This is a genomic window from Candidatus Acetothermia bacterium (assembly GCA_024653305.1).
Taxonomy (GTDB): domain Bacteria; phylum Bipolaricaulota; class Bipolaricaulia; order Bipolaricaulales; family Bipolaricaulaceae; genus JACIWI01.
The window spans coordinates 20472-33309 of sequence record JANLFW010000015.1; the positions used below are offsets into that span (position 1 = coordinate 20472).

The window sequence follows — 12838 nt, forward strand, 5'->3', positions numbered from 1 at the left end:
TCGCTACAGGAGCTCCCCGGCCCGGCGCAGGAACGCCACCACCAACTTGATGGTCGCCTCGAGGTCGGCGAGGTACAGGGTGGACACCGGGGAGTGGATGTACCGGCAGGGGACGGATACCACCCCGGTCAGGATCCCGCCCCGCTCGAGGTGGATCGCCCCGGCGTCGGTGGCCCCATAGGCGGGGAGCTTGTACTGGTAGGGGATCCCGTTCTCTTCCGCTACCTTCTCCAGGAACCGGGCCAGGCGCGGGTTCACGGTGATGGACCGGTCGGCCAAGGTGATCGCCGGACCCTTCCCCAGGCGCACCGGCTGCTTGGCCTCCGGGACCCCGGGCATGTCCGCCCCGATCGTCCCCTCCACGACTAAGGCCAGCTTCGGCGCCACCCGAAAGGCCGCGGCCCGTGCCCCACGCAGCCCGCCCTCTTCGCAGGCGGCGAAGTTCACCACCAGGCGGTAGGGCAGCTTTTCCTCGGCCAGGATCCGCAGGGCCTCCGCCGCCACGAGACACCCTGCCCGGTCGTCGAACGCCTTCCCGGTCACGTACCCCTCCCGGATCCGCTGGAACGGGTAGTGGATGGTGGCCGGGTCGCCGATCCGGACCCCGATCTCCTCGGCCTCCTCGCGGCTCTTGGCCCCGATGTCCACGAACAGGTCCTCGAGCGGCGCCACCTTCCCCCGTTCGTCCTCGGACAGGATGTGGGGCGGGATGGTGCCGATCACGCCGTGGACCTTGCCGCCGTCGCGGGTCTTGAGGGTGAGGCGGTGGGCGAGGAGGATGCGCTCATCCCAGCCCCCGAGGCCGGTGAGGCGGAGGCACCCCTCCTTCTCGATCCAGCGGACCATGAACCCGACCTCGTCCATGTGCGCGTCGATCATGACCGCATCCCCGCTGCCCCGGGAACACGTGAGGTTGCCCAGCGGATCCACCTCGCAGGCCTCCACGTAGGGTGAGACCATGTCCCGGAGGACCTCCCGCACCTCGTCCTCGAACCCGGCCACACCAAACGCATCGGATAGGGCTTGTAGTTTCTTTTCGAGGTTCACATCGCTCCTTTCTCGGTTACGCTGTAGTTCAGGTCAGGGCCTTGTCCGCCAGCACCACGCCTTCCTCGGCCCGGCGCTCGATCTTGAACCCCCGGTGTTGGAAGATCGCGATCATCCGCACGTTGTTCGGGGTCGTCTCCGCCGTCACCCGCTTGATCCCCCACCCCTTGGCGATGTCAAGGCAGTAATCGGTGAGAAGGCCGCCCAGGCCCTTGTTCTGCCACGGGTCGGCCACGAACACCGCGTATTCCGCGGCCACGTGGTCGGGATCGGCCACGAGGCGCCCCACCCCGGCCAGCTTGCGCCGCCCGTCCTCGTCGAGCTCGGCGACGATGGCCATCTCCCGATCGTAGTCGATGAAACAGTAGGAGATCGCCATCTGGTGGGTGGTCTCCTTGAAGATGTACCGGAACCGGAACCGGATCGATTCCCGGGAGGAGATGGCCAGCATCTCGTGCCACAGCGGCTCGTCCTCCGGCTTGATCGGCCGCAGCGTGACCCGGGTCCCGTCCTTCAGGGTAACCGTTCGGGTGTAGCCCTCGGGATAGGGGTGGATGGCGAGGTGGGAGTAGGGACGGAGAGGCTTGTCCAAGAGCTCCCGGTCCACCACCACCCGGGCGTCCACCGCCACCAGCTCGTCCGGGGCCACGATGAGGGGGTTGATGTCGAGCTCCTTGATCTCCGGGTAGTCGGCGATGAGGTAGGAGAAACGCATGATCGTCTCGATCAGGCGATCCAGGTCCGCTCCCGGTCGGCCACGGTACCCACGGAGGAGGGGCCAGCTCCGGAGCGACTCCAGCATCCGCCGGGCCAACCGCTCGTTCAAGGGCGGGAGCCCAAGCGCGGTGTCGCGGAACACCTCCGCCGCCACCCCGCCCATCCCCACCATGATCACCGCCCCGAACGCGGGGTCGACCTTGGCCCCGAGGATCATCTCGAGCCCGCGTTCCGCCTGTACCATCCGTTGCACGGTCACCCCGTTCACGCGGGCATCCGGGCGGCGCTCGTGCACCGTCTTCATGATCTGCTCGAACGCCTGGCGCACCCCGTCGTCGGTGCGCAGGCCGAGGACCACCCCGCCCACGTCTGTCTTATGGGTGATGTCCGGGGACAGGACCTTGAGGACCACCGGGTAGCCGACCTTGCGGGCGGCCGCCACCGCCTCGTCCGCGGACCGGGCGGCCTGGGGCACGGTGACCGGGATCCCGTACGCGGAGAGCAGCGCCTTCGAATCTGGTTCGGACAGGATGTCCGCCTTGGCGAGCACGGGCTTGAACCGCTTGCGGATCTCCCCCCGGTCCAAGGTGAACCGGACCGGGATGTCCCGCGGGGTCTCGTACAGGAGCTCCAGGTTGCGCCCGTAGTCCACGAGGTGCATGAATGCTTGGACGGCCTGGTCTGGGTTGGGGTAGGTGGGCACACCGGCCTGGTTCAGGATGTGCACCCCCTCCCGGACCATGACCCCGCCCATCCACGCTGCCAGGATCGGCTTCGGGGCCCGGCGGGCCAGTTCCCCCACCGCACGCGCCGTGGCCGTCGGATCGGTCATCGCCTGCGGGGTCAGGATGACCAGGGCCGCGTCCACACCCGGATCGGCGAGCACGGCCTCCAACGCCTGGACGTACCGCTCCGGCGAGGCATCCCCGAGGACGTCCACCGGGTTCCCGTGGGACCAAAACGGGGGCAGAACGCTCTTAAGCTTTTCCAACGTGTCCGGGCTGAGCTCGGTGAGCTGCCCGTGGCGGGCGATGAGGGCGTCGGTGGCCATCACCCCTGGTCCCCCGGCGTTGGTGACGATGGCCAGCCTGGGCCCGAGGGGAGGTCGCACCCGGGCCAAAAGCTCCGCGGAGTCGAAGATGTCCCCGATCTCGTACACCCGGACCATCCCCGCCCGCTGGAACGCCGCGTCGTACACCGCGTCCTCGCCGGCCAGAGCCCCGGTGTGGGAGCTGGCGGCCCGGGCCGACTCCGCGAACCGCCCCGCCTTGTACACCACGATCGGCTTGGTGCGAGCGAACGCGCGCGCCGCGGACATGAACTCCCGGGCGTCGCTCACGGACTCCACGTACAGGATGATGGACCGCGTCCGCTCGTCCTCGCCGAAGTAGTCGATGAGGTCGCCGAAGTCCACGTCCACCATGTTCCCGATGGACACGAAGTGCGAGAACCCGATCCCCTCCTCGAGCGCCCAGTCCAGGACCGAAGTACACAGGGCCCCGGACTGGGACACGAACGCCACGTGGCCATCCTCGGGCATCGCCGCGGCGAAGCTCGCGTTCATGCGGATCCCGGGCACGATGACCCCCAGGCAGTTCGGGCCAATGATCCTCATCCCGTCGAACTTCCTTGCCTCATCCCGGACCTGCTCCTCCAGTACCCGGCCCTCCGCTCCGGCCTCCTTGAACCCGGCGGAGACGATGATGATCCCGTGGACCCCGGCCTCGCCGCACTCCCGCACGAGCCCGGGCACGGAGGGGGCGGGGGTGCAGATCACCGCGAGGTCAGGGGCCTTGGGAAGGCCCATTACGCTCGGGTAAGCCTGGATCCCCTGGATCGATTCCCGCCGGGGGTTCACCGGGTACACCACCCCGTCGAACCCCGCTCCGATCAGGTTGCGCAACACCGTGTATCCGACGCTTCCGGGATTGTTGCTGGCGCCGATGACCGCGATCCGCTGCGGCTTGAAGATCTTGTCCAGGTTGCGAATGCTCACCTCTTCCTCCTCGTACCAGATTGTATTCCCTGAACCCCCACCGGCAACGCGGCCCGGCCCCTTCGGGTAACATGAATGGGTGGTGTGCGTAGAGGACCTGAAGCGGCGGGCGGCGGAGGCCGCGGTGGAGCTGGTGCGGCCGGGGATGGTCATCGGCCTTGGGCACGGCAGCACCGCCCGCTACGCGCTCCTGCGCCTCGCCGAGCTTGTGAAGGCGGGCACGCTGTGGGACCTCGTTGGGGTGCCGTGTTCGACTCAGGTCGAGGGGGAGGCACGGCGCCTCGGCATCCCCCTCACCACCCTGGACGAGCACCCTGAGCTGGACCTCACCATCGATGGGGCGGATGAGGTAGACCCCGAGCTGAACCTGATCAAGGGCGGCGGCGGGGCGCTCCTTCGGGAGAAGATCGTCGCCCAAGCGAGCCGGCGCGAGGTGATCGTGGTGGACGAGGGCAAGCTCTCCCCGGCCCTGGGGACGCGGAGCCCGGTGCCGGTGGAGGTGGTGCCGTTCGGCTGGAAGACCCAGGCCCGTTACCTGGAGGCGTTGGGGGCCCAGGTCGCCCTACGCGCTGGGCCGGACGGGGCCCCGGCGAGGACCGATCAGGGGAACTTGATCCTCGACTGTCGGTTCGGCCCGATCGCCCAGCCCGAAGCGCTCGCCCGGAGGCTGGAGGGCCGGGCCGGGATCGTAGGCCATGGGCTCTTCCTTGGCCTCGCCACCGATCTCATCGTGGCCGGCCGGGACGGGGTCCGCCACGTCCGGCTGGGGTCTCGGTAGACGGCGTGGGTTTACCGGGTCCGTCCGTTCGGCTACCCTACCCCCGATACGCCCATGGACAAGATCCTGGCCCGCGTGGACGACCTCGCCCGGGAGCTTCGGGAGATCGAGGAAGCCCTGGGACAACCGGGGGCTGCCGGTCGCCCGGATTTCCCGGATCTCTCCCGGCGCTACGCCCGGCTGCGGGAGATCGTGGCCAAGGGGGAAGAGCTCAGGCGGGTCCTCGCCGAGATCGCCGAGGAGGAGGACCTCCTCGCCGAAGAGGAGGACGAGGATCTCCGGGACGCGCTCAAGGAGGAGCTGGAGCGGGACCGGGCGCGGGCGGAGCGGCTCGGGCAGGAGCTGTTGCGGATGTTCCTCCCGGAGAACCTGGACGACCGCAAGAACGCGATCCTGGAGATCCGCGCCGGCGCCGGGGGCGAGGAGTCGGCCCTGTTCGCTGCGGACCTGTTCCGCATGTACAGCCGCTATGCGGAGCGGCGGGGCTTTCAGGTGAGGGTGATGGACTCCCATCCCACCCCGCTTGGCGGGTTCAAGCAGATCGTGTTCGTCGTGGAGGGTAGCGGGGCGTACGGCCGGCTCCGCTACGAGTCGGGGGTGCACCGGGTGCAGCGGGTCCCGGAGACCGAGGCCAGCGGCCGCATCCACACCTCCACCGCCACCGTGGCCGTGCTGCCCGAGGCGGAGGAGATCGAGGTGGACATCGACCCGGCCGACCTCAAGATCGACACGTTCCGCGCGAGCGGCCCTGGCGGCCAGCACATGCAGAAGAACGAGACCGCGGTGCGCATCACCCACATCCCCACCGGGATCGTCGTCTCCTGCCAGGACGAACGATCCCAGCACCGCAACCGGGAGCAGGCGCTGCGCGTCCTGCGGGCCAAGCTGCGCGACATCGAGGAGCAGGAGCGGGAGACCGAGCTCCGGGAAGCCCGGCGGCGCCAGATCGGCAGCGGCGACCGTTCCGAGAAGATCCGGACCTACAACTTCCCCCAAGCCCGGGTCACCGACCACCGCATCGGCCTCACCGTGCACCAGCTCGCTGCGGTGCTCGATGGCGATCTGGACCTTTTGATCGAGCCCCTGCTCGCCGAGGAGGCGGCCCGGGCCCTGGCCGTGGATCACCCCCGGCCCCGCTCGTAGCGTTTCATCGCCTCGCGCGCCCGGCGCTCTTCCTCCTCCTCGATCAGCCGCCGCCGCTTGTCGACCTTGGTCTGGCCCCGGGCCACCCCGAGCTCCACCTTGGCGTAGCCGCGGTCGCTGAAGTACAGAGAGAGGGGGATCAAGGTGTACCCGGCGCGGGCGACCTTGCCCGTGAGGCGGGCGATCTCCCGGCGGTGGAGGAGGAGCTTGCGCGGCCGCTCCGGCTCGTGGCCGTACCGGGCGCTGGGCTCATAGGGGGCGATGTGCATCCCATGGAGCCACACCTCTCCGTCCTTCACCCGGGCGTAGGCCTCGTCCAGGGATACCCGCCCTGCCCGGAGGGACTTCACCTCGGACCCGGTGAGGGCGAGGCCGGCCTCGTACTTCTCCTCCACCGCGTAGTCGCGGCGGGCACGGCGGTTCCTGGCCACCACTTGGCGGGTCATGGCGGAACGAGGCTACCCAAGGTCTTCGCATTATTCCACCGTCACCGTCTTGGCGAGGTTCCGCGGCTGGTCCACGTCGGTGCCGCGCAGGCGGGCGACGTGGTAGGCAAGGAGTTGCAGCGGAGGGGTGAACGTGAACGGGAGGAGCGCCCGGGGGGCAGGAGGAAGGAGGATCAGGTGGTCGGCGAGCTCGTGGAGCTCGGGCCGGTCGTGGTCGGTGAAGGCGATCACGATCCCCCGGCGGGCCTTGACCTCCTGCACGTTGGCGAGCGCCTTGTCCGGGAGCTCGGCCTGGGAAAAGAGGAACACCACCGGCATCTCCTCGTGGATGAGGGCGATCGGGCCGTGCTTCATCTCCCCCGCTGGATACCCCTCGGCGTGGATGTAGCTGATCTCCTTGAGCTTGAGCGCCCCCTCCAGGGCGAGCGGGTAGAGGAGGCCCCGGGCGAGGTACAAGAAGTTCGGCCTCTGGTAATGATCTCGGGCCAGGGCCTCGATCTCCGGTTCCACCTCCAGGGCCCGGGCGAGGAGGGCGGGGGCGCGGGCGAGCTCGTCCGTCGCCCGTTCGAACGCGTCCGGGGACAGGACCCCCCGAACATGGGCCAGCCGCAGCCCGAGGAGGGCCAACGCGGCGAGCTGGGCGGTGAACGTCTTGGAGGCAGCGACCCCGATCTCGAGGCCGGCCCGGGTGTACAGGACCCCGTCCGCCTCTCGGGGGATCGCCGATCCGACCACGTTGGCCACGGCGAGCACCTTCGCGTTCCGGGCCTTGGCCCCGCGCACCGCCATCAGGGTGTCCACCGTCTCGCCGGACTGGGACACCGCCACCACGAGCGAGCGTGGTCCCACCGCCGGGTCCTTGTACCGGAACTCGCTGGCGACCTCCGCCGCCACCGGGATCCCGAGGAGCGGCTCCCACAGGTACTCGGCCACCAGGGCGGCGTGGTAGGAGGTCCCGCAGGCCACGAGGTACACGTGGTCGATCTCGCGGAGGTCGGCCTCCCCGAGTTCCCCTTCCCATAGGGCGTGCAGTTCCCCGCGCAGGGTGTCGGCCACGGCCACCGGCTGCTCGTGGATCTCCTTCTCCATGAAGTGCCGGTACCCCTGTTTCTCGGCGGCCAACGGGTCCCAGGGCACGTGGCGGAAGAGGGCTTCCTTCCGCCGGCCATGCTCATCCCACACCTCCACCTGGCCCGGCCGGACCCGGGCCACCTCCCCATCCCCGAGGAAGTAGAACTCCCGGGTGTAGGGAAGCAGGGCCGGGGCGTCCGAGGCCACAAACCCCTCTTCGGGGAGGACCCCCACCACGAGCGGGCTTCCCGTGCGGGCGACCACGATCTCCTCAGGACAATCGGCGTGGATCACGGCGATCGCCAACGCCCCCTCGGCTTCGCTCAGCGCCGCCCGCACCGCCCGCACCAGGTCCCCCTGGAAATGGCCCTCCACCAAGTGGACCAGGACCTCGGTGTCGGTCTGGGACCGGAACGCATGCCCTTGAGCCAGGAGTTTCTCCCGCAGGGCGCGGTGGTTCTCGATGATCCCGTTGTGGACGAGGGCGATCTTGCCCGTGCAGTCGAGATGCGGATGGGCGTTCTCCTCGGTGGGCAGGCCATGGGTGGCCCAGCGGGTGTGGCCGATGCCGAGGTTGCCGGGGAGGGGTACCTCCTCCAGGGCCTTCCTGAGCAGGGCGAGCTTGCCCACCCGCCGCACGGTGGCGATCCGACCGCCGGCGAGGACGGCCAGCCCGGCCGAGTCGTAGCCTCGGTACTCTAGGCGGGCCAGTCCATCGAGGAGAACAGCCTGGGCCGGACGATGACCGGCGTAGCCAACGATCCCGCACATACGTACGGCATTATAGCCGAGGGCTTCCGCCGGCAGGCGACGCGGTGGACACCCGGGCCGGGCGCCGCGCGAACGTAACGCAGGCCATGGTCCGCCGGGGAAGGCATTGCTATAATGGCAGGGAAAGTACGACGGGGAAGAAGAGGAGGCTAGTGATGCGCGAAGCGGAGGTGAGGGCGCTTCTTCTTGATCCGACGACGAAGACGCCTGTGTTGCTCCTCAAGGACCGGAACTCCTCGAAGGCGATGCCCATCTGGATTGGAGAGCCCGAGGCGATGTCCATCGCCCTCGAGCTCCAGGGCCATGCCTTCCCCCGTCCGTTGTCACACGACCTGATGAAGCGCTTGCTTGAGGCGTTGGGCGGGGCGCTGGAGCGGGTCGTGATCTCCAGCGTCAAAGAAACCACGTACTACGCGACGCTGGTGGTGCGGGACGGGGGGGGCGAACTCAAGGAGATCGACGCCCGGCCTTCCGACGCCGTGGCCCTGGCGTTGCGCACGCGGTCGCCCATCTACATCGAGGAAGAGGTGTTCGAGCAGTCGGCCATCGAATCTCCATTCGGCGATGAGGAGCGGTTCGAGGAGTTCGTGGACCGGGAGCTCCGGCTTTCCGAGTTCAAGCGCCTGGCGGGGTGAGGCCAGGCCGGAGCCATTGGCCGGGCAGGGGGTCGAGGGACAGCAAATCCCGCAACTCCACGCCCGGGTTTATTGTCAGCTCCAATATGGAGATGTGAAGAAGTTCGTCACCTTGAGCGCTGAATAAGACGATCTCCCGGGGCAGCCCGGTGGTCTCTTCCAGCCTGAGCAGCACCCGATGTGCGGCGCCCAGTCGGCCCTGCACCTCCAGCGTCCCTTCCTCGGGCGCGGTGACCTTGACCTGGCCGAGCCGCACCGCCAACCGGAGCTGATCCAAGCTGATGGTCGGGAGCAGCGCTTCCAGGTTGGCCGAGGTGAGGCGGGTTTCGATGCCGAGATCGATCCGGGGTCGGTAGTGAACGAGGAGCCAACCGTCGGGCACGGGGCGCAGGGCGTAGATCTCCCCGGCCACTTCCTCCGGGGCAAGCAGGTCCGCGCGCAGAGCCCAATTGCTCAGGTAAAGCAAACGTACCTCGAGCTCATGTTCTCCGGATCTCCGCAGCGCGACACGGGCAGACAGGTCCCGCACCCCGGCCCACGTGTCCAGGAGGGCGAGCAGTTTCCCGGCGGGGCGGTCTGGAGCCAGGGGCTCGATCAGCGGCCACAGCATCACCGTGAGCCCGACCAGGGCCCCGAGGATGCCCACCGTGAGAATCAACCACCACGGGTTCATGACCCGATGATACCCCGGCGCGGGTGGGGGTGGTTGTCGGCCGGTACAGGCCGGTCTAGAATTGGTTTTGGGTGATGTCCATGAAACTTCGCACGATCAGGGACTTGGACGCACGGGAGCGCAAGGTCTTCCTCCGGGCGGACTTCAACGTACCGCTTGCTCAGGGGCGGGTGGCCGACGATACCCGCATCCGGGCGGCTCTGCCCACCCTTTGCTGGCTGCTGGACCGGGGGGCCAAGGTGGCGGTGTGTTCCCACCTTGGTCGGCCGGACGGCCAGGTGGTGGAGGGGCTGCGCATGGCCCCGGTGGCGGCCCGGCTGGGGGAGCTCCTCGGCCAGCCGGTGCCCGCTTTGCGGGACTACGTTGGGGATGAGGTGCGAAGGGCGATGGCTGGGCTCAACCGGGGCGAGGTGGTGATGCTGGAGAACGTGCGGTTCCATCCGGGCGAGGAGGCCAACGACCCGGAGTTCGCCCGCGAGCTTGCCGCTCCGTTCGACGTTTTCGTGAACGATGCCTTTGCCACCGCCCACCGCGCCCACGCCTCCACGGTGGGGGTGGCCCGCCACCTCCCGGCCTATGCCGGGTTCCTCATGGAGCGAGAGGTGGAGGTGCTCGGGGGGCTGCGGGAGAACCCGCGCCGGCCGTACTACGTGCTCGTGGGCGGCAAGAAGGCCAAGGACAAGCTGGGGGTGCTCACCGATCTCCTGGGGCAGGTGGACGGGTTCCTCATTGGCGGTGGGGTGGCGTTCACGTTCCTTGTGGCCAAGGGGCACGAGGTGGGGCGGTCGGTGGTGGATGCGGAACTGGTGGGCACGATCAAGGACCTCGTCCGCAAGGCGGAGGAACGGGGCACGCGGATCTTCCTCCCGGTGGACGTGGTGGTGGCCAGGGAGCTCGCGGCGAAGGCGGAGACGCGGGTGGTGCCGACGGAGGCGATCCCTGCAGGGTGGATGGGGCTGGACATCGGCCCAGCCACGGCGGCGGCGTTCGCCAAGGTCTTCCAGGAGGCGGGCACGGTGGTGTGGACCGGGCCGATGGGGGCATTCGAGTACGCCCCGTTCGCCAAGGGCTCGGAGGCCGTGGCCAAGGCGCTGGCGAGCTCCTCGGCGTTCACCGTGGTCGGGGGCGGGGAGACCGGGGAACTGGTGGAGAAGCTGGGGCTGGCCGGGGAGTTCGGGTACGTGTCCACCGGTGGCGGGGCAACCCTGGACTTCCTGCGCGGGAAGTCGATGCCGGCGCTGGAGCCCCTGTGGGCCGCCTAGCCGGAGGGTTCGGGGGCGCGTATAATCCGGGGCGTAGGCGGGCATAGCTCAGCTGGTAGAGCGTCGGCTTCCCAAGCCGAAGGCCGCGGGTTCGATCCCCGTTGCCCGCTCCAAAGGCCTGCGGAGGTGCGCGTTGCCAACCTGTTCGGTGGACCTTTCCCTTGCCGACCTTGCTGCCTGCGTTCGGGGCTGCACCCGGTGCCCCCTTGGGGCGACGCGGCGCAACCTCGTGTTCGGCGAGGGGAACCCCCACGCCGAGCTCATGTTCGTCGGCGAGGGGCCGGGTGAGGTGGAGGACGAGACCGGTCGTCCGTTCGTGGGCCCGGCCGGACAGCTCCTGACCCAGGTCCTGAACGCGGTGAGCTTGTCCCGGGAACAGGTGTACATCACCAACGTGGTGAAGTGTCGGCCGCCGGGGAACCGGGTCCCGACCCGCTCGGAGATGGAGGCATGCTGGGAGTGGCTCGCTGCCCAGATCGCGCTGATCCGGCCGCGGATCATCGTGACCCTGGGCAACACCCCGACCCAGTGGTTCCTCGGCAAGAACGAGGGCATCGGGCAACTGCGGGGGCGGTTCTACCGGTGGAAGGGGGGCATCGAGGTGTTCCCCATGTTCCACCCGAGCTTCCTTCTCAGGAACCCGAGCAAGGTCAAAGGGAGCCCCAAGCATCTGACATGGTTGGACATCCAGGCGGTGAAGGACAGGACCTCGTTCCTCCGCTGCCCGACCCCAACAGCCTGAGCGCCGGGGACCGGGAGCGGGTGGTGGCCCAGGCCTTGGCCCGGGCGGAGGAGCTGCGCCGGGGGCGCCGGTACAAGGAAGGCATCGACCTCCTCGTGGACGTGCTGAGCTATGGGCTCGACAAGGCCCAGGTCTACTTCCGCCTTGGCAACCTCTACTTCGACGCCGGGGATCTCGGCCGGGCCGAGTACGCGTACCAGCGGGCGATCCAGGAGGACCCCAAGCACGCCGCCGCCCACCACAACCTGGGGGTCGTCTACCGCCGCCAGAAGAAGATCTCCCAGTCCGTGAAGATGCTGAAGAAGGCGCGGTCCCTCGAGCTTCGCTACCCGCGTCGGGTTCCGCTTTCCCCGGAGCAGAAGCGGGTGGTCAAGCGGCTGGCCCTGCCGATGATGCTCGTGCCCGTGGCGATCCTGGCGATCATCCTGCTCGTGTTCTGGCTGGTGGACCGGCTCACCTAGACAGGTACTGGTCGTACAGGGCTTGGGCCCGCTTCGGGTCGCGGACCCCCTTGACCAGGGCCCGCCCATCCGGGAACACGGTCAGCGCGACCTCCCCGATCTGGGCCACGAGCAGCCCCTTTTCCAGCCGTACCTCGCCCAAGGGGGCGAGCCGGGCGGCCAAGTGCGCCAGGTCCGAGGGCCCGCGGTGCCTCGGCAACACCTGGATCGCATCCCCGCACAGCACGCTCGTCTCGGACCCCTGGGCCAGGAACTCGAACCGCCGCTCCCCACAGGTGGGGCAGCCAGCGGCCCGCGCCACCGTCACCCGCTCCGCGCGGTGGGTCCACAGGTCCAGGTGGAGGAGCTCCCCGGGGCGGAGGTCCGGGCTGCGGGTGAGGACCTGGATCGCGGTGGCCGCCTGGATCGCGGCCAGGGCTTGGGGCACCGGCCCGAGGATCCCGCTCTCGGCGCAGGTGGGCAGCGCCCCGGGGGCCGGGGGCGTGGGGAACAGGCATCGCAGGCATGGCCCCTGTCCGGGCACGATGGCCATGGTCATCCCGTACGTGGCGAGCACCGCGGTGTAGATCCAGGGGAGCCTGTGCTTCACGCACGCGTCGTTCACGAGGTAGCGGGTCTCCAGGTTGTCCAACCCGTCCACGACGAGGTCCACCTTGGGGACGAGCTCCTCGGCGAGGGTGGGCCCGAGGTGGGCGGTGTAAGGGATGAGCTCGGCCTCCGGATCGATCCGGAGGAGGGCCTCGGCCGTGGCCTCCGCCTTGGGGCGGCCGAGGTCGGCGGGGGTGAGCAGGGCCACCCGGTGTAGGTTATGGACCTCCACCACATCCCGGTCCACGAGGAGGAGCCGGCGCACCCCGGCCCGCAGCAGGGCCTCCGCGGTGTGGGTGCCCAAGGCCCCACACCCGGCCACGAGGGCCCGCGCCTCCCTGAGCCGGCGCTGTCCTTGCGGCCCGAGTTGCGGCAGGATCGTCTGGCGGATGAACCGTTCGTCCATCGCGGTGTACATTGTTTCGCGAGCGGGGGTCCCGGGCAACTCCGGCCGTGGGCACTCGTTTGGCGCAAAGAGCGCGGAGGAAACAGGGGATAGGCGTCGCCC

The 12838-nt window shown here is 69.2% G+C and carries 12 protein-coding genes and 1 tRNA gene; 7 read left to right on the forward strand and 6 right to left on the reverse strand.

Annotated elements, in window-relative coordinates; genetic code table 11:
* Positions 1 to 3: 3 nt before the first annotated feature.
* A complete protein-coding gene (locus NUV94_06260; protein ID MCR4392364.1) occupies positions 4 to 1047 on the reverse strand; it encodes a M42 family metallopeptidase in 1044 nt (347 codons plus the stop codon).
* 28 nt (positions 1048 to 1075) lie between these two features.
* Positions 1076 to 3760 (reverse strand): bifunctional acetate--CoA ligase family protein/GNAT family N-acetyltransferase, encoded by a 2685-nt coding sequence (locus NUV94_06265; protein ID MCR4392365.1) that lies wholly within the window; start codon positions 3758 to 3760, stop codon positions 1076 to 1078.
* A 79-nt stretch (positions 3761 to 3839) separates the two neighbouring features.
* Here NUV94_06265 and rpiA point away from each other — a divergent pair, with 79 nt between their 5' ends.
* Both rpiA and prfA read left to right on the forward strand, forming a co-directional pair.
* Complete coding sequence (rpiA, locus tag NUV94_06270; GenBank protein ID MCR4392366.1) at positions 3840 to 4538, forward strand: ribose-5-phosphate isomerase RpiA; 699 nt, start codon at positions 3840 to 3842, stop codon at positions 4536 to 4538.
* A 54-nt stretch (positions 4539 to 4592) separates the two neighbouring features.
* Positions 4593 to 5681, forward strand: coding sequence for a peptide chain release factor 1 (gene prfA / locus NUV94_06275; GenBank protein MCR4392367.1), 1089 nt, complete (start codon positions 4593 to 4595; stop codon positions 5679 to 5681).
* Here prfA and smpB read toward each other — a convergent pair.
* Both smpB and glmS read right to left on the reverse strand, forming a co-directional pair.
* Positions 5660 to 6127: an SsrA-binding protein SmpB gene (gene smpB, locus NUV94_06280; GenBank protein MCR4392368.1), complete on the reverse strand. Its 468-nt coding sequence runs from the start codon at positions 6125 to 6127 to the stop codon at positions 5660 to 5662. The two genes, prfA and smpB, sit on opposite strands and share 22 nt — an antisense overlap.
* A 30-nt stretch (positions 6128 to 6157) precedes the next feature.
* Entirely contained in the window at positions 6158 to 7969 is a 1812-nt protein-coding gene (glmS, locus tag NUV94_06285; protein ID MCR4392369.1) for a glutamine--fructose-6-phosphate transaminase (isomerizing), read from the reverse strand.
* Positions 7970 to 8124: 155 nt separating this feature from the next.
* Here glmS and NUV94_06290 point away from each other — a divergent pair, with 155 nt between their 5' ends.
* Positions 8125 to 8604 (forward strand): bifunctional nuclease family protein, encoded by a 480-nt coding sequence (locus NUV94_06290; GenBank protein ID MCR4392370.1) that lies wholly within the window; start codon positions 8125 to 8127, stop codon positions 8602 to 8604.
* Here NUV94_06290 and NUV94_06295 read toward each other — a convergent pair.
* Positions 8585 to 9277 carry a hypothetical protein gene (locus tag NUV94_06295; protein MCR4392371.1) on the reverse strand — a complete coding sequence of 231 codons (693 nt, stop codon included), beginning with the start codon at positions 9275 to 9277 and terminating at the stop codon, positions 8585 to 8587. The genes NUV94_06290 and NUV94_06295 overlap by 20 nt on opposite strands.
* An 80-nt stretch (positions 9278 to 9357) precedes the next feature.
* On the opposite strand from NUV94_06295, the gene NUV94_06300 reads away from it, so the two are divergent.
* The 4 genes from NUV94_06300 (at position 9358) to NUV94_06315 (ending at position 11742) form a co-directional block, all read left to right on the forward strand.
* Complete coding sequence (locus tag NUV94_06300; protein MCR4392372.1) at positions 9358 to 10539, forward strand: phosphoglycerate kinase; 1182 nt, start codon at positions 9358 to 9360, stop codon at positions 10537 to 10539.
* Between the two features lie 37 nt (positions 10540 to 10576).
* Positions 10577 to 10652: transfer RNA gene (locus tag NUV94_06305), tRNA-Gly, on the forward strand.
* Positions 10653 to 10687: 35 nt separating this feature from the next.
* Complete coding sequence (locus NUV94_06310) at positions 10688 to 11281, forward strand: uracil-DNA glycosylase (protein ID MCR4392373.1); 594 nt, start codon at positions 10688 to 10690, stop codon at positions 11279 to 11281.
* Entirely contained in the window at positions 11215 to 11742 is a 528-nt protein-coding gene (locus tag NUV94_06315) for a tetratricopeptide repeat protein (protein ID MCR4392374.1), read from the forward strand. Before NUV94_06310 ends, NUV94_06315 begins: the two co-directional genes overlap by 67 nt.
* Here the strand turns inward: NUV94_06315 and NUV94_06320 are convergent.
* Positions 11735 to 12736 carry a ThiF family adenylyltransferase gene (locus NUV94_06320; protein ID MCR4392375.1) on the reverse strand — a complete coding sequence of 334 codons (1002 nt, stop codon included), beginning with the start codon at positions 12734 to 12736 and terminating at the stop codon, positions 11735 to 11737. The genes NUV94_06315 and NUV94_06320 overlap by 8 nt on opposite strands.
* Between the last annotated feature and the right edge of the window lie 102 nt (positions 12737 to 12838).